We start from the raw sequence: 17,223 nt of genomic DNA on the forward strand, positions 1-17,223 counted from the left end.
TGGGGGAAGGCGACGTTCACGTTGATGAACGATGAGCTCACCTATGAACTCGCGTGCCGTGACGCTAAAGGTCTGAACCAGCCCCGTCAAGGGGTCGCGCGAGGACCTGGGGAGAGCACCCCGCCCCGCCTGACCCTCCGTCAGCGTCCGCGCTGTATAGCCTGAAAGGCGTGTATACGACGCGCGTCTCGCGGCGGATGAACGCCCCGCGGGCAGAGGTCTACCGGGCGCTGCTGGACGCGACCGCTGTCGCGAAGTGGCGGGTGCCGACCGGTATGCGCAGCGAGGTGCACGAGTTCGACGCCCGCGAGGGTGGCGCCTTCCGGGTCTCACTCACCTACGACGCACCGACCGGAACGGGCAAGTCGGAGGCGCGCACCGACACGTACCACGGCCGCTTCGTGGAGCTCGTCCCGGACGAACGGGTGGTCGAGGTGGTCGAGTTCGAGACGGCCGATCCCGGGCTCCGTGGAGAGATGACCATGACGACGGTGCTGACCGAGGCGGACGGCGGCACCGAGGTGGTGATCGTGCACGAGGGGGTGCCGGACGCGGTGCCCGCCGCCGACAACGAGACCGGAACGCGTATGGCGTTGGACAGCCTGGCCCGGCTGGTCGAGCCGGGGCAGGACGTCAACCCCGGTGACACGCGACGGAGTTGACACCACGGCTGCGGTCACGGCCGCCCCGGCACCCGCGTCGCCGCCTCGGCCGGGAGCCGCTTCGGCAGTCGCTTCGGCAGCTTCGCCCGAGACGCTACGGTCGCGCGGTGGCGTTGGACGGACCGGGCGGCCGGCGGCTCAAAGGGCGAGTGCACAGCGGTCGTAGGTCGGGCCGGTGCCGGAGCATACCGCATTCGTCCATTGGGATGATTCACCGGCGCCGCAGAGTGAACGACGGGACGGTACGCCCCGCATGGGCGGTCGCCGGCCCCTCGCGGTCACTAGCGTGGCTCCTTGTGTCGATGAGCTATGCCTTTGTGAACCTGAAACCCGGAGTGGGCAAGACGACGAGCGCGGTGTGGTTGGCTCACGCACTGCACGAGTCGGGCTTCTCACCGCTGCTGGTGGACAGCGACCCCGCGTCCTCGGCGCTGCGGTGGAGCGAGTTGGCGGGGGGCTTCCCCTTCCCCGTGTTCTCCCTTCCCGTGGGCGACGTGCACCGGCGGGTGAACGACTTCCTCGGCGACCGGCAGGCCGTCGTGTTCGACGCCCCGCAGATGGAGGACCACGCCCACATCGCCCGCAGCGTCATGCGGTACGCGAGCGAGTGGATCGTGCCGGTGACCCCGTCCCCCATCGAACTGGACCGGATGGCACCCATCGGCGGCGAGATGGGCGACGTCCAGTCCCTGCGGGCCCGGCCGGCCCGCTCCGCCGTACTGCTGAACCGTACGAACCGTCCCGACGCCACGCGTACCGGTCCCGACGCCGACGCCCGCGAAGCGCTCACCGAGCGCGGCTTCGACGTGTTGTCCACCCACATTCCCCGACTCGACCTGTACTCCCAGTCGTTCGGCAGCCCTGTCGACGTCAAGGGATCGGCGTACATGGATCTCGCGGACGAGCTCATCAAGCGTCAGGACACGATGTGAACCAGCGCAAGGACACCTACCGAGCCGCCCTCCAACGGGAACCGGATGTCGCCGCATCCCGCCATACCAAGGTCGCGCGACTGGACACGCGATACGTCCGAGTGACGATCGAACTGGACCCCGCGTTGCCGCGCGAACTGACCCGGTGGGTGGGACCGCCCGTCTCCGCGCTCCTGCGCGCCGGCGCGACCGTGCTGCGCCCGCTCATGGGCACCACGTAGGCGCGGTGCCGGCGTGCCCGGCATACCCATGAGGGCCCGCCGCAGGGAGCATCGGGCGAGGCGCGGGGCGGTTCCCCGAGGCGGCGCGGACCCGTGACGAAGGGTCAGGTCTCCATCGGGTGGCCGCCGTCGCCTTCGACCACGACCCGGTCGGTGCCCGGCTCGTCGGCACGTTCGACCATCGTCAGGTCGATCTCCCCGTCACCTGTGGTGTCGAACTGGTAGAGATCGGCCTTGCCGTCACCTGTGGTGTCGGTCATCCAGACGTCGGTCTTTCCGTCGCCGTTGGTATCGGCGCTGAGGACGAGGTGATGCTCGTCCCCCTGGGTCTCGATCACTTCTTCCGTGCCGTCATTCGTCTCCATGACGGCCGCTTGCCCCGGTCGACCGGTCCAAAACAAGGGCCCGCTCAGGCGAGGAACCGCGTGAGCGGCCGGTCGAGTCCCCGGAGTCCGTCTGTCCGGGAACGCCTGCGCAGGTGGGCCGCCGGGTGCCCGCCGGGCCGGTCCCGCTTCCCGGCCGGGCTCCGAAGCGGTCCGGCGCCACCCCCGGCCACCAGCCGGTTCCTCACCCGTAAGGCAGGATGGTGTCATGACCGAGATCCGCACCCCCCGCCTCCTCCTCCGCCGCTGGTACGACGACGACCTCGCCCCCATGGCGGACATCAACGCGGACCCCGATGTCATGCGCTGGGTCGACGACGGGTCGGTCCGCGATCTCGACGCCACGGCCGAGGCGATCGAACAGTGGGAGGACGAATGGGACGAGGAGGGCTTCGGTCTCTTCGCCGTCGAACTGCTGGCCTCCGGCGAGATGGCCGGCTTCGCGGGGCTGTCCGTGCCCGAGTACCTGCCTGAGGTGCTGCCCGCCGTGGCGATCAGCTGGCGGTTCGGCTCACAGTTCTGGGGCCAGGGCTACGCGTCCGAAGCGGCCCACGCCACACTGGAGTTCGCGCTCCAGGACCGCGGCCTCGACCGTGTCATCAGCATCAACCGGATGGGCAACGAGGCCTCGGAGAACGTCGTCCGCAAGCTCGGCATGAAGCCGGAGAGCGAGACGACACACCCTGTGTACGGCTTCCCGCTGAGCATCCACGCCATCGACCTCACCGAGTTCCAGGCATGAGTCTTCGCCTCGGCGCCGTGAGCCCGCTCAGATGGCTTCGGTGGGTCTCAGCCGGACTCCGGTGAGTCTGTCGCGCCCTCCGGCCCCGTGGGCCGGCCGGGCACGGTACGGCGAAGGGTTTCGGCCACCGCCGTGTTCGCGACCACGACGATCGCCATGACCACGGCTGCGACGGGATGGCCCACTCCGTACAGGGCCGCCGCGCCACCGCCCAGCACCACCGCCTTGACGAGAAGCACGAGAGGCAACCCGGGCCGCAGTCGCGCCTTCGGTGCCGCGAACAACGACCAGAGCACGATCGCCAGCAGGGGCGTCCCCACACCGAGCGGGATGTGGAGCAACCGGCTGTGACCGGTGGTGAATCCCCACCAGGTCAGACAGGCCAGCGCGACGAGTTCCACCGCGAACGCCAGGAGTTCGTTGGCCGCGAACCACGGCCGCTCGGCGAACAGGGCTGTGTCGCGGTCCGTTGACATGAAGTCCTCTCGGTGTGCCGGAAGCCCAGCATGACAGGGCGGCACCACCTGATGTACCGGTTCAACGGACCTGTGGCCAGAGCCTCTTGGAAGGTCGGTGAACACACCATCCGAGCGTTGCCCCTGGGAACACAACTCCGTCCCCGAGCTGTTGTATGCCGTGGCACGGTCGATGTGTGGCCGTTCCGAAGCGTCGCTGTCCAAGGCCTGCCCGAACGAGGAAGAGCGGTGATCACGCGATGAAGGCGGTGCGGTTCCACGAGTACGGCGGGATCGATGTGCTGCGGGTGGAGGAGGTGGAACGGCCTGCGCCCGGCCCCGGGGAACTGCTGGTCGCGGTCCGCGCGGCCGGGATCCAGCCCGGTGAGGCGATGATCCGCGAGGGCGCGCGGCACGGACGCTGGCCGGCGACGTTCCCTTCCGGGCAGGGCAGCGATCTGGCCGGTATCGTGGTGGAGTTGGGTCCGCAGGTGCGTGGCTTCGCGGTCGGCGACGAGGTCCTGGGCTTCACCCACAACAGGGCGAGCCACGCGGAGTTCGTCGTGGTCGAGGACGTGAAGCTGACCTCGCGTCCGGAGGGTCTTGCCTGGGACGTGGCCGGGTCGTTGTACGTGGCCGGTACGACCGCGTACGCCACCGTGTTCGCGGTGGACCCGGGTCCGGCCGACACGGTCGTCGTGTCCGGAGCGGCGGGCGGCGTCGGGTCCCTTGCCGTGCAGCTCGCACGGCGGCGCGGCGCCACGGTGATCGGGCTGGCGAGCGAGCGGAACCACGCCTGGCTGAAGGATCGCGGTGTCGTCCCGGTCGAGTACGGGGAGGGCGTGGCCGAGCGTATCCGGCAGGCTTCCGGCGGGAACGTCGACGCGTTCATCGACACGTTCGGCGACGGATATGTGGAACTGGCGGTCGAGTTGGGCGTGCGGCCCGAGCGGATCAACACGATCCGCGACTGGCAGGCCGCGGCCAGGGTCGGTGCGCGAACCTACGGAGAAGGCGCGGCGGCGAGCGCGGTCACGGTCGGCGAGCTGGCCCGGCTTGCCGCGCGTGGGGAACTGGAGGTGCCGATCGCCCGCGCCTACCCGCTGGAGCGGGTGCGAGACGCGTTCCGCGAACTGGAACAGCGGCAGACGCACGGCAAGATCGTGCTCCGGCCCTGAGGGCTGCCGGAGGCAGCCATCGGGTCCGGCCCTCCCGCCGCGGACTCAGTGCGCAGATCAAGGGCGCCGACGCGCGGTTCGATACGGCGAGACCGTGAACTACCGGACACCGGGCCCGACTTCGAGGGACCCAGGATCGGAAGCCCAGGATCGGGGCTCCCGGTCGATCGGGAGTCCGGGTGGATCGGGAGTCACGCGTCCGCGGTCACTGCCTTGAGGCCGGCCAACGACTCTCCGATGAACTGGGACAGTTCCTGGTCATCGGTCCGCTCGACCCAGCGCCGGAAAGCGATCTTGAAGACGGCGATACCCACCTCCGCGGCGAGGCCCGCCGAGGCGTCGTCGACACCGCGTCGGCGCAAGGCGTCGGCGAGCGCCGTGGAGAGCGAGGCGAGTTTGATCAGCTCGCGTTCCTGCAGCTCGGTGTTGGCCTCGATCACGGACTGCCGTCGGCGGGCGTGCTCCTGGCGTTCCTGCAGCAGACCCGCGGCGGCCTCCAGGGCCGCCGCCACGGCGTCCATCGGGGTGGCGGTCTCGGGAGCACGTGCGACGGCGTCCACGAGCAGCTCCTGGAGGGCGCCCGAACCCGCGAACAGCACCTCGCGCTTGTCCGCGTAGTGCCGGAAGAACGTCCGCTCCGTCAGTCCCGCCCGTTCGGCGATCTCCGCCACCGAGGTGCGCTCGAAACCGCGCTCGACGTAGAGCTCCAGCGCCGCCCGTTCCAGGCGGCCGCGCGCGTCCGGCTGCCATCGACCCATGCCCGGCATCGTACTCGATGACAGTGTCTGACATCGAGAGCCACCGTTTGATGACAGTGTCTGACATCGAGTGCTACGTTTGATGACAGTGACTGACATCGCTCGGTCGTCCCACGCGCCTTCCCGGCGCCAGGGCGATCACCCAACGCTGGAGGCTTTCTCATGCGCGTTTTCGTCACCGGGGCATCCGGATGGATCGGCTCCGCACTCGTACCCGAACTCATCGGCGCGGGCCACCAGGTCGTCGGGCTCGCCCGCTCCGACGCCTCCGCCGCGGCCCTCACGAAGGCAGGGGCCGACGTGGCGTCCGGCACCCTCGACGACCTCGACGTCCTGCGCGACGCCGCCGGGGCGTCGGACGGCGTGGTCCACCTCGCGTTCAAGCACGACATCGCCTTCTCCGGGGGTTTCCAGGACGCCGCCGACGCGGACCGCCGCGCCGTCGAGACATTCGGTGAGGCGCTCGCGGGTTCCGGAAGGCCGTTCGTCCTCGCCTCGGGACTGCTCGGACTGGCCCCGGGCCGCGTGAGCACCGAAGCGGACGTACGGACACCCGACGAGCTGCCCGCGCACCTGCCGATCGGCCCGCGGACCCGGATGGGCACCGCCCACCTGACCCTCGCCCTGGCCCACCGGAACGTCCGCTCGTCCGTCGTACGGCTCCCCCCGACCGTCCACGGTGAGGGCGACAACGGGTTCATGGCGGCTCTGGTCGGCATCACCCGCGACAAGGGCGTCGCCGGGTACATCGGCGACGGCTCGCAGCGCTGGCCGGCCGCGCACCGCGACGACGTCGCCCGCCTCTTCCGGCTCGCCCTGGAAGGCGCACCGGCCGGGTCGGTCCTGCACGCGGCCGCGGAGGAAGGCGTGCCGATCCGTTCGGTCGCCGAGGTCATCGGCCGCCACCTCGACGTGCCCACCCGTTCCGTCCCCGCCGAGGACGCGGCCGGCCACTTCACCTGGCTGGCGGGATTCCTCGGCCTCGACAGCCCGGCCTCCAGCGGGCCGACCCGCGAACTGCTGGGGTGGCGACCGACCCAGCCCGGCCTGATCGAAGACCTCGACAAGGGGCACTACTTCCGGACCGACGGGCAGTAGGCGGCCCGCACGACCGTCTCCGGACACCGGAAGTCGCCGGTCATCCTGCGGGGTCGTACGAAGCCGTCCGCCAGATGCCGTCCGGGCGGAATCGGGGCACATTGACCGATATGCCCCTCGCGCTGCATCACATCGTCATCGACGCGCACGACCTCCCCTCCCTGGCCCGGTTCTGGGCCGAGGTGCTGGGCTGGCGGGTCCTCTCCGAGCGGGAGCGGGAGGTCGTGATCGGGCCGGACGAGGCGGCGCCGGTGGGCATCTGCTTCATGCCGGTGACGGGCCACAAGGTCGTCAAGAACCGTCTGCACCTCGACCTGACATCCGCGGCCGAGGACCGGGAGGCGGAGATCGAGCGCATCCTCGCGCTCGGTGGCCGCAGAGCGGACGTCGGGCAGAGCGGCGAGGAGTCGTGGACCGTGCTGGCCGATCCGGAGGGGAACGAGTTCTGCGTGGTCCGCCCGAAGGCCACCCTCATCGGCTAGGACCGTTCGGGCGAAGACATCTCAGGTGATCACCGCTGGAGTGATCACGGCTCGGGTCGGATGCCCGCACACCGTGTCCGGCGGCCACGCGGTCGCCCGATCACGCGGTCTCACGGTCGCCGGTCGCCGGTCGCCGGTCGCCGGTCGCCGGTCGCCGATTGCTCGGTCGCCCGATCACGCGGTCGCTCGGCCACGCGCCTCACCGCGTCCGTCCGGACTACGTCTTCACCGGTGCCGGCCGCCGGAGCAGGTAGACGCCCGCGACGGAGACCAGGACGGCCATGCAGGCGATGAACACGAGCCCCGCGCCCTCCAGGCCGATCGGGCCCACCAGCACGCCGACTCCGATCACCGGCACCGAGATGCCCGCGTAGGCGACCACGAACAGGGTGGAGATCACCGCCGCGCGTTGGTGCTCGGGGGACGCCTGCGCCACGGTGGCCAGCGCCCCGCGGAACGCCAGACCCTGGCCGCCTCCGCCGACGATCGCGCTCAGCACCACCAGGACCAGGAGGTCCCAGCGCAGCGCGCCCGCGAGCAGCGCGAGACCGCCGAGGAGCGCGGCGCAGCCCAGCGGCAGTGAGCGCCACACTCCGACCCGGCCGACGGCGAGCTGCCCGGCGGTCGAGGCGAAGAAGGCGAGTGCGACGACCAGTCCGCTCACGGCGTGGTTGTCGACGTCCAGGGACTTGGCGAGGAACGACGGGCTGACCGACGTGAACACCCCGAACAGGGCGAACCCCACGAACGCGGCGATGGCGGGCGGCCCGAACACCGGCCGCACCTGCGGTGGCAGGCCCGGCCGTTGCGGTCGTACGGTGCTCAGCGGCCGGCGTTCCCGTACGGTCTCCGGGAGTCGCAGCAGGACAAAGGCCGAGCAGGCCACCAGGGCGAGGTGGACGGCGAAGGGCAGGTACAGCGGCCAGGGCGCGTACTGCGCGAGCAGCCCGGCGAGCAGGGGACCGCAGCCGAGTCCGCCCATGTTGGCGGCCGTCGCGACGAAGGTGGCCCGGGTGGCGCCGCCCGGCGGTGCCAGTTCCATCACGTACGCCGTGGCGGCCCCGGTGAACAGCCCTGCGGACAGGCCCGACAGCAGCCGCCCCACGTACAGCCAGCCCAGCCCGGTGGCACACAGGAAGCAGACGGCGCTCGCCGCCGCGAATCCGAGGCCCCACAGCAGAATCGGACGCCTGCCCACCGAGTCCGAGGCGTTGCCCGCGAGCAGCAGCACGCCGATGACCCCGAAGGCGTACACGGCGTACACGACGGTGACCGTCAGCTCGGAGAATCCGAACTTCTCCTGGTAGAGGCCGTAGAGGGGAGTCGGCAGCGTGGTGCCGGCCATGCAGACGGCGAACACCGCCCCGCCGAGCAAACACTGGCGCCACCCTTGGCGATCACCGTCCATGCCGCCGACAGTAGCGTCGTGGACCGCCGTGGTCCGGCCCGACGTGCCGCCCGAAGGAACCGGAGGCGGGGCCGCGGTGCGGGGGCTCGCGATCGGATGCCCGGCTCCCCTCGGACGAGTGACGGACTCGGCAGGGTCCGCCCTCCCTTCGCGGGGAGGGCGGACCGTGCCGACGACCCGTCAGGGGGCCGGGGCGAGGCGCGCGCGGAGCAGCGGGGAGGCGTGTGCCGGGCGCCTCGTCGTCAGGAGCAGCCCGCCGGTGTCGCCTGTGACGCGTCATGGATCAGCGCGTCGTGGGCTGCCTTCAGCCGGGCCACATCGGGCTTGACCACCTTCCGGTCGTACGTGATCAGCCCGTTCAACTCTCCTTCCACGTCCGAGATCTGGGTGTAGACGGCGCCGTTGCCGCCCTTGCAGGCGAGTTTGTGCACCTCGTCCAGCCTGGCCAGGTAGTCGTCGGTGTACGTCGAGGGGTCGACGTCCACATAGGACTGCTGGACGGACCAGGCGTGGCCGGGCACGGCGAGTCCGAGTCCGCCGTACTCGCCGCTGACCAGGGCCCGTTTCCCGTCCGGGTTCGGTGGCAGCGCGGGGCTCGGGTAGCCGTGCTCGTCGATGATGTCGCCGGTGCCGCCGTCCACGCCGAGGTTGATGCCCGACATGGAGTTGACGAGACGCGTCGGGTCCCAGGCCTTGGCCTGGTCGGCGATGCGTGCCTCGTCGTACTGGCCCCAGCCCTCGTTGAAGGTCACCCACATGACGACCGACGGGCTGCTGATGTGCTCGTCGATCATCTGCTTCATCTCGCGCTCGTACTCGGCGCGGGACGCGGCGTTCGGATCGACCCCGGCGGTCATGGCGGGCATGTCCTGCCAGACCATCAGGCCGAGCCGGTCGGCCCAGTAGAACCAGCGGTCGGGTTCCACCTTGATGTGTTTGCGGACCGCGTTGAAGCCCATCGCCTTGTGCATCTTCAGGTCGTAGGCGAGGGCTTCGTCGGTGGGTGCGGTGTAGAGGCCGTCGGGCCAGAAGCCCTGGTCGAGGGTGGCCATCATGAAGACGGGTTTGCCGTTGAGGACGGTGCGCGGGGTTCCGTTCACCTGCTCGACGGCGATCGAGCGCATCCCGAAGTAGCTGCCGACGCGGTCGGCGCCGACGGTCACCTTGAGGTCGTAGAGGAACGGGTCGTCGGGTGACCAGAGGTGTGGGTCGGTGATCTTCAGGACGAGCGGCCGCCCGGTGCGGCCCTTCGCGGTGGCGACCTTGCGGTGTCCGGCGTACGCGGTCGCGGTGACCGGCACTCCGTTCCGGATGCCCTGCGGCTCGACGGTGAGCCGGCTGTTCCTGACGTCGGGCGTCAGTTTGAGCGAGTCGACGTGGGCGGCGGCGACCGGCTCCATCCAGACCGTCTGCCAGATACCGGAGGACGGGGTGTACCAGATGCCGCTGGGGTCGATGCGCTGCTTGCCGACCGGCGGGTTCTCGCCGCTCTGTGCGTCGGTCGGGTCGTAGACGCCGACGATCAGTTCCTGGGTACGGCGTCCGGGTCTCAGCGCTGCGGTGACGTCGGCGCTGAACTTGTCGTAGCCGCCCTGGTGTTCGGCGACCTTGGTGCCGTTGACATAGACCTCGGCCCGCCAGTCGACGGCGCCGAAGTTGAGCTGGAGGCGCTTGCCCCGACCGACCTTCCAGCCGGCCGGGACGGTGAAGGTGCGCCGGTACCACATGCGGTCCTCGTGGCGTTCGACGCCGGAGAGCTGGGACTCCACGGGGTAGGGCACGAGGATCTTCTCGGCGAGCTTCTTCCCGACCGGCGGCTGCTCGCCCGCCTTGGCGGCGGCGAACTGCCACGAGCCGTTCAGGTTGCGCCAGTCGGGCCGGGTGAGCTGGGGCCTGGGGTACTCGGGGAGGGCGTTGCGGGGGCCGACGTCGTCCGCCCACTTGGTGCGCAGTTCGTGGGTCGAACGGTTGGGTCCGCTGCTCCAGAAGGCGTTGACAACGTTGCCGTTCGTTCCGGAGAGGCCGCCCTTGCCGTCGTAGCGCAGGTCGGCGGTGCCTTTGGCCGTGCCGGTCCTGTTGCCGACGACGGGTTCCTTCAGGCCGACGATCAGGGACTTGGGGTCGGCGGGGTCCAGCTCGGCTGTGGACAGGGGCCACTTGGCGCCGCCGATGACGGCTTCGACGTGGTCGGTGAGACCGGCCGGTGGCGCGGTGAGCGGCTGGGCGAAGTCCAGGCGCAGGGTCCGGCCGTCGCCCTGGACGGTGGTGGCGATGGCGCCGTCGTAGGCGTAGCCGTCGGGCAGCCGGAGCGCCGACTGCGGAACGGCCGTCTTGGTTCCGCCGGGCGGGGTCCAGCGCAGATGGAGGTTGGAGCCCCCGAAGTGCTCGAAGTACTCGACCTTGATGTCGTAGGCCTGTCCGGCGGTCAGGTCGATGGGCTGGGAGGTCTGTTCTCGGTCCCAGTCGTCGACCCAGTGGTCGATGGCGAGGTGTCCGTCGACCCACAGCCGGAAGCCGTTGTCCCCGATGATCGAGAACGTATGGGCACCGGTCTTCTCGGGGACGATCCGGCCGGTCCAGCGGACGTTGACGTCGTCCGACTGTCCGGTGGCGAAGGCCAGTCGCGGCTCCAGGTTGTCGAAGTCGAGATTCGTGTCCAGTCCGGTGGCCTTCAGCTCGTGGAAGTCGAAGGCGCCGGGGGCGGACTGCGTGTAGTACTCGCCCTTCAGGCCGTGGACTTCCACGGGGTCGTCGGCGGCTGTGGCGGCGGGGACCGCGGTGAGTCCCGCGAGGCCGAGTACCGCGACGAGCAGTAACGCCAGTCGGGTTCTGAGGGTTCTGGGTCCACTGATGCGCACGGATCCTCCTTGGCTGAGGAAGGGTGGCGGCTCGTTGCTTCAGTCTGTACAACGTTGGAAGGAAGGGGAGTTGGCATCACAGCACGGGTCCCGGCCCCTGTCCAGGGGCATGACAAACGCCCAGGTGACAGGGGCGCACATCGATGAAGAGGAGATCCCTTGCGGGTCAGCCTGAAGGACGTCGCCGAGCACGCCGGCGTCTCGATCAAGACGGTTTCGAACGTCGTGAACAACTATCCGCACGTCGCTCCGGCCATGCGGGCACGGGTCCAGGAGGCCATCGACGAGCTGGGCTACCGGCCGAATCTCACGGCCCGCCACCTGCGCAAGGGCCGCACGGGCATCATCGCCCTCGCCATCCCCGAGCTGGGCAACCCGTACTTCGCGGAGCTCGCGGGTGCCGTCATCGACGCCGCCGCCGAGCACGAGTTCACCGTGCTCCTGGACCACACGCGCGGCGACCGCGAGCAGGAAGTGCTGGTGAGCCAGGGTTTCCGGGCCAATGTCATCGACGGTCTGATCCTCAGCCCGCTGGAGCTGGAGGACGAGGATCTGCGCTCGCGCACCGACGACGTGCCGCTCGTGCTGCTCGGCGAGCGGGAGTACGAGGTGCCCTACGACCACATCGCGATCGACAACGTGTCGGCCGCGCGCAGTGCGGTACGCCATCTGCTGAGCCGCGGACGCTCGCGGATCGCCTACCTGGGGGCCCGAACGGATTCGGCCAACCGGCCCGCGCATCTGCGACTGGCGGGCTGGCGCGAGGAGTTGACGGAGGCCGGGGTGCCCGCGCCCGATGAACTGGTGGTACCGGTCGGCGGCTGGAGCCGCGACGAGGGCGCGCGGGCGATGGCCCGGCTGCTGGACTCCGGGGTCCGTCCGGACGCCGTGTTCGCGTACAACGACCTGGTCGCGATCGGCGCGATGCGGGTGCTGCACGAGCGTGGCCTGCGGGTTCCGTGGGACGTGGCGGTGGTCGGCTTCGACGACATCGAAGAGGGACGGTTCGGTGCGGTCACGCTGACGACGATCTCGCCTGATAAGCAGGCCATCGCGCGGATGGCGGTGGCCTCCCTGTTGCGCAGCCTGTCGGGCCGGACGGAGCCCGGCGGACGTGAACTGACCGCGGATTTCAGGCTGGTTGAGCGCGAGAGCACGCTGGGGCGGCGCTGACGAGATTTCGGACAGAAGGCTTTACAGCCTCCTTTCAACGATGTAAAAACCTCCCCGGAACGACGTGTACACCGAGTTGACCGCAAGAGCCGATCATCCCCGGGAGCGCTCTCAGCCGCCGGGGCCGCGCCGTCTGGGGATCTCATGAAGCCGATCGCACCACGTCACCGCACCTCCGCCAGGACCCTCCTCGCCACCGGCCTCATCACGAGCCTCGCGCTCGTCTCCGGATGCGCGAAGTCGGAGAACGACACCGCGGGCAAGGACAAGAACTCCACCGGCCAGGGCGACGGCGGGCAGGTCGTCGCCTCGCCGTCCACGGGCGCGGGACCGACCTGCGCCATCGACGCCTACGGCGCCAAGAAGATCGACCTGAAGTCGGCCACCGTCGGCTTCTCCCAGTCCGAGAAGGAGGCCAACCCCTTCCGGATCGCCGAGACCGCGTCGATCAAGGCCGAGGCGGGCAAGCGGGGCGTGAAACTGCTGACGGCCAACGCTCAGTCGCAGTTCTCCAAGCAGATCAGCGACGTCCAGGACCTCATCGCCAAGGGCGCCGACCTCCTCGTGATCGCGCCGCTCAACTCCGACGGCTGGGAACCCGTCCTGCGCTCGGCGTCCGCCAAGCACATCCCGATCATCACCATCGACCGCAAGATCAACGCCACCGCCTGCAAGGACTATGTGAGCTTCATCGGATCCGACTTCGTGGAGCAGGGCAAGCGGGCCGCGGACCGGATGATCGAGGCGACCGGCGGCAAGGGCGACATCGCCATCCTGCTCGGCGCCGCGGGCAACAACGTGACGACCGAACGCACCAAGGGCTTCGAGGAGCGCCTCAAGGAGAAGGCCCCGGGCCTCAAGATCGTCTTCAAGCAGACCGGTGACTTCGCCCGGGAGAAGGGCCAGTCGGTCACCGAGAACCTCATCCAGTCCAAGCCCGGCATCACCGGGATCTACGCCGAGAACGACGAGATGGGCCTCGGCGCCGTCAACGCCCTCAAGAGCGCCGGCAAGAAGCCGGGCGCCGTGAAGATCGTGACGATCGACGGCACCCGCAACGCCGTCCAGGGCATCGTCGACGGCTGGATCGACGGCGTCATCGAGTCCAACCCGCGCTTCGGACCGCTCGCCTTCCAGACCCTGGACACCTTCACCCAGGGCGAGAAGGTCTCCCAGGACATCGTCATCCAGGACAGCGCGTACACCAAGGACAACGCCAAGTCCGACCTGGGCAAGGCCTTCTGACATGTTGTCAGTGACCGGCCTGTCGAAGTCCTTCCCCGGCGTGAAGGCCCTGTCCTCGGTGGACTTCACGGCCCGCGCCGGGGAGGTGCACGCCCTCATCGGAGAGAACGGCGCGGGCAAGTCGACCCTCATCAAGGTCCTCACCGGCGTGTACCGGCCCGACGAGGGCGAGGTGACGTACGACGGCGTCCCGGTCCGCTTCGCCACGCCGCTTCAGGCACAGCACGCGGGAATCTCCACCATCTACCAGGAGGTCAACCTCGTCCCGCTGATGAGCGTGGCCCGCAATCTCTTCCTCGGCCGCGAACCCCGCGGCCGGCTCGGCCTGATCGACTTCCGGCGCATGCACCGGCAGGCCGGGGAGGCGCTGCGCGAACTCGGCCTGCGGGTCGACGTACGCCGGCCGCTGCGTGAACTGGGCGTCGGCGCCCAGCAGATGGTGGCCCTCGCCCGCGCCGTCTCCGTCGACGCCCGCGTGGTCGTCATGGACGAACCGACCTCCTCGCTCGAACCACGCGAGGTACGGACCCTGTTCGGGGTGATCCGGATGCTGCGCGAGCGGGGCATCGCGGTGATCTACGTCAGCCACCGGCTCGACGAGCTGTACGAGATCTGCGACGCCGTCACCGTGCTGCGCGACGGCTTGGTGGTGCACACGGGCCGGATCGCCGAACTCGACCGGCTGCGGCTCGTGGCGCTGATGCTGGGCAGGGAGATCGCGGACGTACGACAGGAGGGCCTGACCAAGTTCGCGGGCGGCCATGACACGGAGGCCGAACCCGTCCTGGAAGCACGGCATTTGACCGTGCGTCACCAGCTTCACGACGTTTCGGTCTCCGTGCGGCCCGGCGAGGTGGTGGGGCTCGGCGGGCTGCTCGGTTCGGGCCGCACCGAGACCGCCAAGGCCATCGCGGGCGCGCTGCCCACCGACTCCGGACGGGTCGTGGTGGCGGGCGTCCGCGTGCGCACCGGCTCGACGCCCGCCGCGATCCGGGCCGGCATCAGCCTGCTGCCCGAGGACCGCAAGGCCGAGGGGATCGTGCCGGGCCTCTCGGTCCGCGAGAACATCGCGCTCGCCGCGCTGCCCGGCCTCTCGCGCTTCGGACTGGTCGACGAGGCACGCGTCGACCGGATCGTGGAGACCTTCATGAAACGGCTGCGCATCAAGGCGGCGAGCCCCCACCAGAAGGTGGGCGAACTGTCCGGCGGCAACCAGCAGAAGGTGCTGCTGGCCCGCTGGCTGGCCATGCAGCCCAAGGTCCTGCTCCTCGACGAGCCGACCCGGGGCATCGACGTCGGCGCCAAGGCGGAGGTGCAGAAACTGATCGACGAACTGGCCGAGGACGGACTCGGCGTCCTGCTCATCTCCTCGGACCCCGAGGAACTGATCGAGGGCAGCGACCGGGTGATCGTGCTCAAGGACGGCGCGGTCGTCGAGGAGCTGACCGGCGACGCCGTCACCGAGGACCGGCTGATGCGCGCCATCGCCGCCGCACCCGCCGCAGCCCCCGTCACAACTACCGCTGCGGGCACGGGCACCGGCGCGGGAGGCCACGATGACTGACCTGACACTCGGCCGGGTGACCGCCGACCGCGACCGTCTGCTGGGCCTGCTCCAGGAGTACGGCGTCTACCTGGGCGTCGTGGTCCTCTTCCTGGTGAACACCGTCTTCACCCCGCACTTCCTGTCCACCGAGAACTTCCGCACCCAGGCGGTCCAGGTCGCCCCGGTCCTGATCGTGGCGCTCGGCATGGCGCTGGCGATCGGCAGCGAGGGCGTCGACCTGGCGGTGGGCTCGGTGATGGCCCTGTCCACCTCGCTCCTGTCCCTCTACCTCGGCTACGGGCCCGGCGTCGCCATCCTGATCGCCCTGGCCGGCGGCGCCGTGATCGGCGTCGCGAACGGATCCCTCATCGCGTTCGTCGGCGTCCAGCCGATCGTCGCGACGCTCGCCCTGATGGTCGCCGGGCGCGGGCTGGCCCTGGTCCTCCTCCCCCAGCTCAAGGACGTCCACGACCCGGCGATGGCGGAACTCGGCTCCGGCGATGTCCTGGGCGTCCCGTACGTCGTACTGATCGCCGCCGCCCTCGCGCTGCTCGTCGCCTTCGTCGTACGCCGTACGACCTTCGGCCGCCAGCTGCTCGCCATCGGGGACAGCCGTCCGGCGGCCAGGCTCGCCGGACTGCCGGTACGCCGCGTCCTCATCCTGGTGTACGTCTGCTCGGGCGTCCTCGCCGCCGTCGCGGGAGTGCTCGCCACCGCCCGCCTCACCGCGAGCGACCCGACCTCGCTCGGCAACCTGATGGAGCTGTCCGCGATCACCGCGGTCGTGGTCGGCGGCACCCCGCTGAGCGGTGGCCGGGTCCGCATCGGCGGCACGGTCGCCGGCGCCGTCCTCATCCAGTTGCTCACCACCACGCTCATCAAGCACGATCTGCCGCCGTCGTGGACCCAGATCGCCCAGGCCGTGGTGATCGTCCTCGCCGTCTACGCGGCACGGGAACGAGGAAAGCGATGACGACCGACGTGGACACTCCGGTGCGCGCACGAGACACGGCCGAGGAAGAACCGTCCGGCGCCGGCCGCTCCGAACGGCTCAGCGCCCTGGCCCAGCAGCACGGCGCGCTGGTCACCCTGATCGTCGCGATGACCGTGGCGTCCTTCAGCTTCGACACGTTCCTGACCGGCGACAACCTGGAGAACATGGCGCTCTCCTCGGCGTTCCTCGCCGTGGTCGCGCTCGGCATGACCTTCGTCATCGTCACCGGCGGCATCGATCTGTCGGTGGGCTCGCTCTTCGCGCTCGGCGGCGTGCTGGCGGCCTGGGGTTCCCAGTACGGGACAGTCGTCGCACTGCTGCTGCCGCTGGCCGTCTGCGGACTGATCGGTCTGGTCAACGGCCTGCTGATCGCCCGTTCACGGCTGGCTCCGTTCATCGTCACGCTGGCCTCGATGCTGGGCGCGCGGGGTCTCCTGCTCTCCGTCACCGACGAGGGCTCGAAGACGTATCTCGTGGACAAGGGCTCGTTCTTCGCGAAGCTCGGACAGGGCGCGCTGCTCGGCGTGGGCGTGCCTGTGTGGATCACCGTGGCACTGTTCGTGCTCGGCGCGGTCGTGCTCCGGCGCACCCGGTTCGGGCAGTACGTGTACGCGGTCGGCGGGAACGAGGACGCGGCGGCTCTGATGGGCGCGCCCGTGGCCCGTACGAAGATCTCCGTCTACGCGCTCTCCGGGCTGTGCGCGGGACTCGCCGGAGCGCTCAACGCGGCATGGCTGGCGTCGGGCGTGACGATCCTCGGCTCCGGCATGGAACTGGAGGCGATCTCGGCGGTCGTCATCGGCGGGACCCTGCTCACCGGCGGGTTCGGCTTCATCAGCGGCTCACTCGTCGGTGTGCTGCTGCTGAAGGTCATCCAGAACGTCATCAACCAGATCGGCTCGCTGGACTCCGCCTACCAACAGGTCGTCAGCGGCGCCTTCCTGGCCGTCGTCGTCATCGCGCAGACCTGGCTGGGACGTCGGCGCCGGGTGCTGTGAAGGTGCGACCGGTCCGGATCCGGATCGGTCGCGGATCATCCGTCCGCCTCGGATCATCCGTGCGCGTCGCGGATGATCCGTGCGCGTCGC

Annotated in this window: 17 protein-coding genes; 12 read left to right on the plus strand and 5 right to left on the minus strand. The window is 70.0% G+C overall.

The window, feature by feature from the left end:
- Positions 1 to 170: 170 nt before the first annotated feature.
- From ACZ6KY_RS15675 to ACZ6KY_RS15685, 3 genes are all read left to right on the plus strand, one after another.
- Positions 171 to 662 carry an SRPBCC domain-containing protein gene (locus ACZ6KY_RS15675; protein ID WP_469310837.1) on the plus strand — a complete coding sequence of 164 codons (492 nt, stop codon included), beginning with the start codon at positions 171 to 173 and terminating at the stop codon, positions 660 to 662.
- A 302-nt stretch (positions 663 to 964) separates the two neighbouring features.
- On the plus strand, positions 965 to 1,594 hold the full coding sequence (locus ACZ6KY_RS15680; protein WP_469310838.1) for a nucleotide-binding protein: 630 nt from the start codon (positions 965 to 967) through the stop codon (positions 1,592 to 1,594).
- Positions 1,591 to 1,815 carry a hypothetical protein gene (locus ACZ6KY_RS15685; RefSeq protein WP_469310839.1) on the plus strand — a complete coding sequence of 75 codons (225 nt, stop codon included), beginning with the start codon at positions 1,591 to 1,593 and terminating at the stop codon, positions 1,813 to 1,815. The genes ACZ6KY_RS15680 and ACZ6KY_RS15685 overlap by 4 nt, the downstream gene beginning before the upstream one ends.
- Positions 1,816 to 1,919: 104 nt before the next feature.
- On the opposite strand, the gene ACZ6KY_RS15690 is transcribed toward ACZ6KY_RS15685, so the two are convergent.
- Complete coding sequence (locus tag ACZ6KY_RS15690) at positions 1,920 to 2,180, minus strand: hypothetical protein (RefSeq protein ID WP_469310840.1); 261 nt, start codon at positions 2,178 to 2,180, stop codon at positions 1,920 to 1,922.
- A 226-nt stretch (positions 2,181 to 2,406) separates the two neighbouring features.
- Here ACZ6KY_RS15690 and ACZ6KY_RS15695 point away from each other — a divergent pair, with 226 nt between their 5' ends.
- Positions 2,407 to 2,940, plus strand: coding sequence for a GNAT family N-acetyltransferase (locus ACZ6KY_RS15695; protein ID WP_469310841.1), 534 nt, complete (start codon positions 2,407 to 2,409; stop codon positions 2,938 to 2,940).
- Between the two features lie 47 nt (positions 2,941 to 2,987).
- On the opposite strand, the gene ACZ6KY_RS15700 is transcribed toward ACZ6KY_RS15695, so the two are convergent.
- Complete coding sequence (locus tag ACZ6KY_RS15700; RefSeq protein ID WP_469310842.1) at positions 2,988 to 3,416, minus strand: YrdB family protein; 429 nt, start codon at positions 3,414 to 3,416, stop codon at positions 2,988 to 2,990.
- Positions 3,417 to 3,655: 239 nt separating this feature from the next.
- On the opposite strand from ACZ6KY_RS15700, the gene ACZ6KY_RS15705 reads away from it, so the two are divergent.
- Positions 3,656 to 4,573 (plus strand): NADP-dependent oxidoreductase, encoded by a 918-nt coding sequence (locus ACZ6KY_RS15705; RefSeq protein WP_469310843.1) that lies wholly within the window; start codon positions 3,656 to 3,658, stop codon positions 4,571 to 4,573.
- A 191-nt stretch (positions 4,574 to 4,764) separates the two neighbouring features.
- On the opposite strand, the gene ACZ6KY_RS15710 is transcribed toward ACZ6KY_RS15705, so the two are convergent.
- Positions 4,765 to 5,331 carry a TetR family transcriptional regulator gene (locus ACZ6KY_RS15710; RefSeq protein ID WP_469310844.1) on the minus strand — a complete coding sequence of 189 codons (567 nt, stop codon included), beginning with the start codon at positions 5,329 to 5,331 and terminating at the stop codon, positions 4,765 to 4,767.
- A gap of 162 nt (positions 5,332 to 5,493) precedes the next feature.
- On the opposite strand from ACZ6KY_RS15710, the gene ACZ6KY_RS15715 reads away from it, so the two are divergent.
- Positions 5,494 to 6,429, plus strand: a complete 936-nt coding sequence (locus ACZ6KY_RS15715; protein ID WP_469310845.1) for an SDR family oxidoreductase — start codon at positions 5,494 to 5,496, stop codon at positions 6,427 to 6,429.
- A 110-nt stretch (positions 6,430 to 6,539) separates the two neighbouring features.
- Positions 6,540 to 6,911, plus strand: a complete 372-nt coding sequence (locus ACZ6KY_RS15720) for a VOC family protein (protein ID WP_469310846.1) — start codon at positions 6,540 to 6,542, stop codon at positions 6,909 to 6,911.
- A 217-nt stretch (positions 6,912 to 7,128) separates the two neighbouring features.
- Here ACZ6KY_RS15720 and ACZ6KY_RS15725 read toward each other — a convergent pair whose 3' ends face one another.
- Together ACZ6KY_RS15725 and ACZ6KY_RS15730 are read right to left on the minus strand one after the other, a co-directional pair.
- Positions 7,129 to 8,319 carry an MFS transporter gene (locus ACZ6KY_RS15725; RefSeq protein ID WP_469310847.1) on the minus strand — a complete coding sequence of 397 codons (1,191 nt, stop codon included), beginning with the start codon at positions 8,317 to 8,319 and terminating at the stop codon, positions 7,129 to 7,131.
- Between the two features lie 242 nt (positions 8,320 to 8,561).
- Positions 8,562 to 11,177 carry a PA14 domain-containing protein gene (locus ACZ6KY_RS15730; RefSeq protein WP_469310848.1) on the minus strand — a complete coding sequence of 872 codons (2,616 nt, stop codon included), beginning with the start codon at positions 11,175 to 11,177 and terminating at the stop codon, positions 8,562 to 8,564.
- A 159-nt stretch (positions 11,178 to 11,336) separates the two neighbouring features.
- Here ACZ6KY_RS15730 and ACZ6KY_RS15735 point away from each other — a divergent pair, with 159 nt between their 5' ends.
- The 5 genes from ACZ6KY_RS15735 (at position 11,337) to ACZ6KY_RS15755 (ending at position 17,133) form a co-directional block, all read left to right on the plus strand.
- Positions 11,337 to 12,350 carry a LacI family DNA-binding transcriptional regulator gene (locus tag ACZ6KY_RS15735; protein ID WP_328551658.1) on the plus strand — a complete coding sequence of 338 codons (1,014 nt, stop codon included), beginning with the start codon at positions 11,337 to 11,339 and terminating at the stop codon, positions 12,348 to 12,350.
- Positions 12,351 to 12,494: 144 nt separating this feature from the next.
- On the plus strand, positions 12,495 to 13,595 hold the full coding sequence (locus ACZ6KY_RS15740; protein ID WP_469310849.1) for an ABC transporter substrate-binding protein: 1,101 nt from the start codon (positions 12,495 to 12,497) through the stop codon (positions 13,593 to 13,595).
- Position 13,596: 1 nt separating this feature from the next.
- A complete protein-coding gene (locus ACZ6KY_RS15745; RefSeq protein WP_469310850.1) occupies positions 13,597 to 15,159 on the plus strand; it encodes a sugar ABC transporter ATP-binding protein in 1,563 nt (520 codons plus the stop codon).
- Complete coding sequence (locus tag ACZ6KY_RS15750) at positions 15,152 to 16,114, plus strand: ABC transporter permease (protein ID WP_469310851.1); 963 nt, start codon at positions 15,152 to 15,154, stop codon at positions 16,112 to 16,114. The genes ACZ6KY_RS15745 and ACZ6KY_RS15750 overlap by 8 nt, the downstream gene beginning before the upstream one ends.
- Positions 16,111 to 17,133 (plus strand): ABC transporter permease, encoded by a 1,023-nt coding sequence (locus ACZ6KY_RS15755; protein ID WP_469310852.1) that lies wholly within the window; start codon positions 16,111 to 16,113, stop codon positions 17,131 to 17,133. Before ACZ6KY_RS15750 ends, ACZ6KY_RS15755 begins: the two co-directional genes overlap by 4 nt.
- The last annotated feature ends 90 nt before the right edge of the window (positions 17,134 to 17,223 follow it).

Source organism: Streptomyces sp. NPDC042002, from assembly GCF_055588305.1.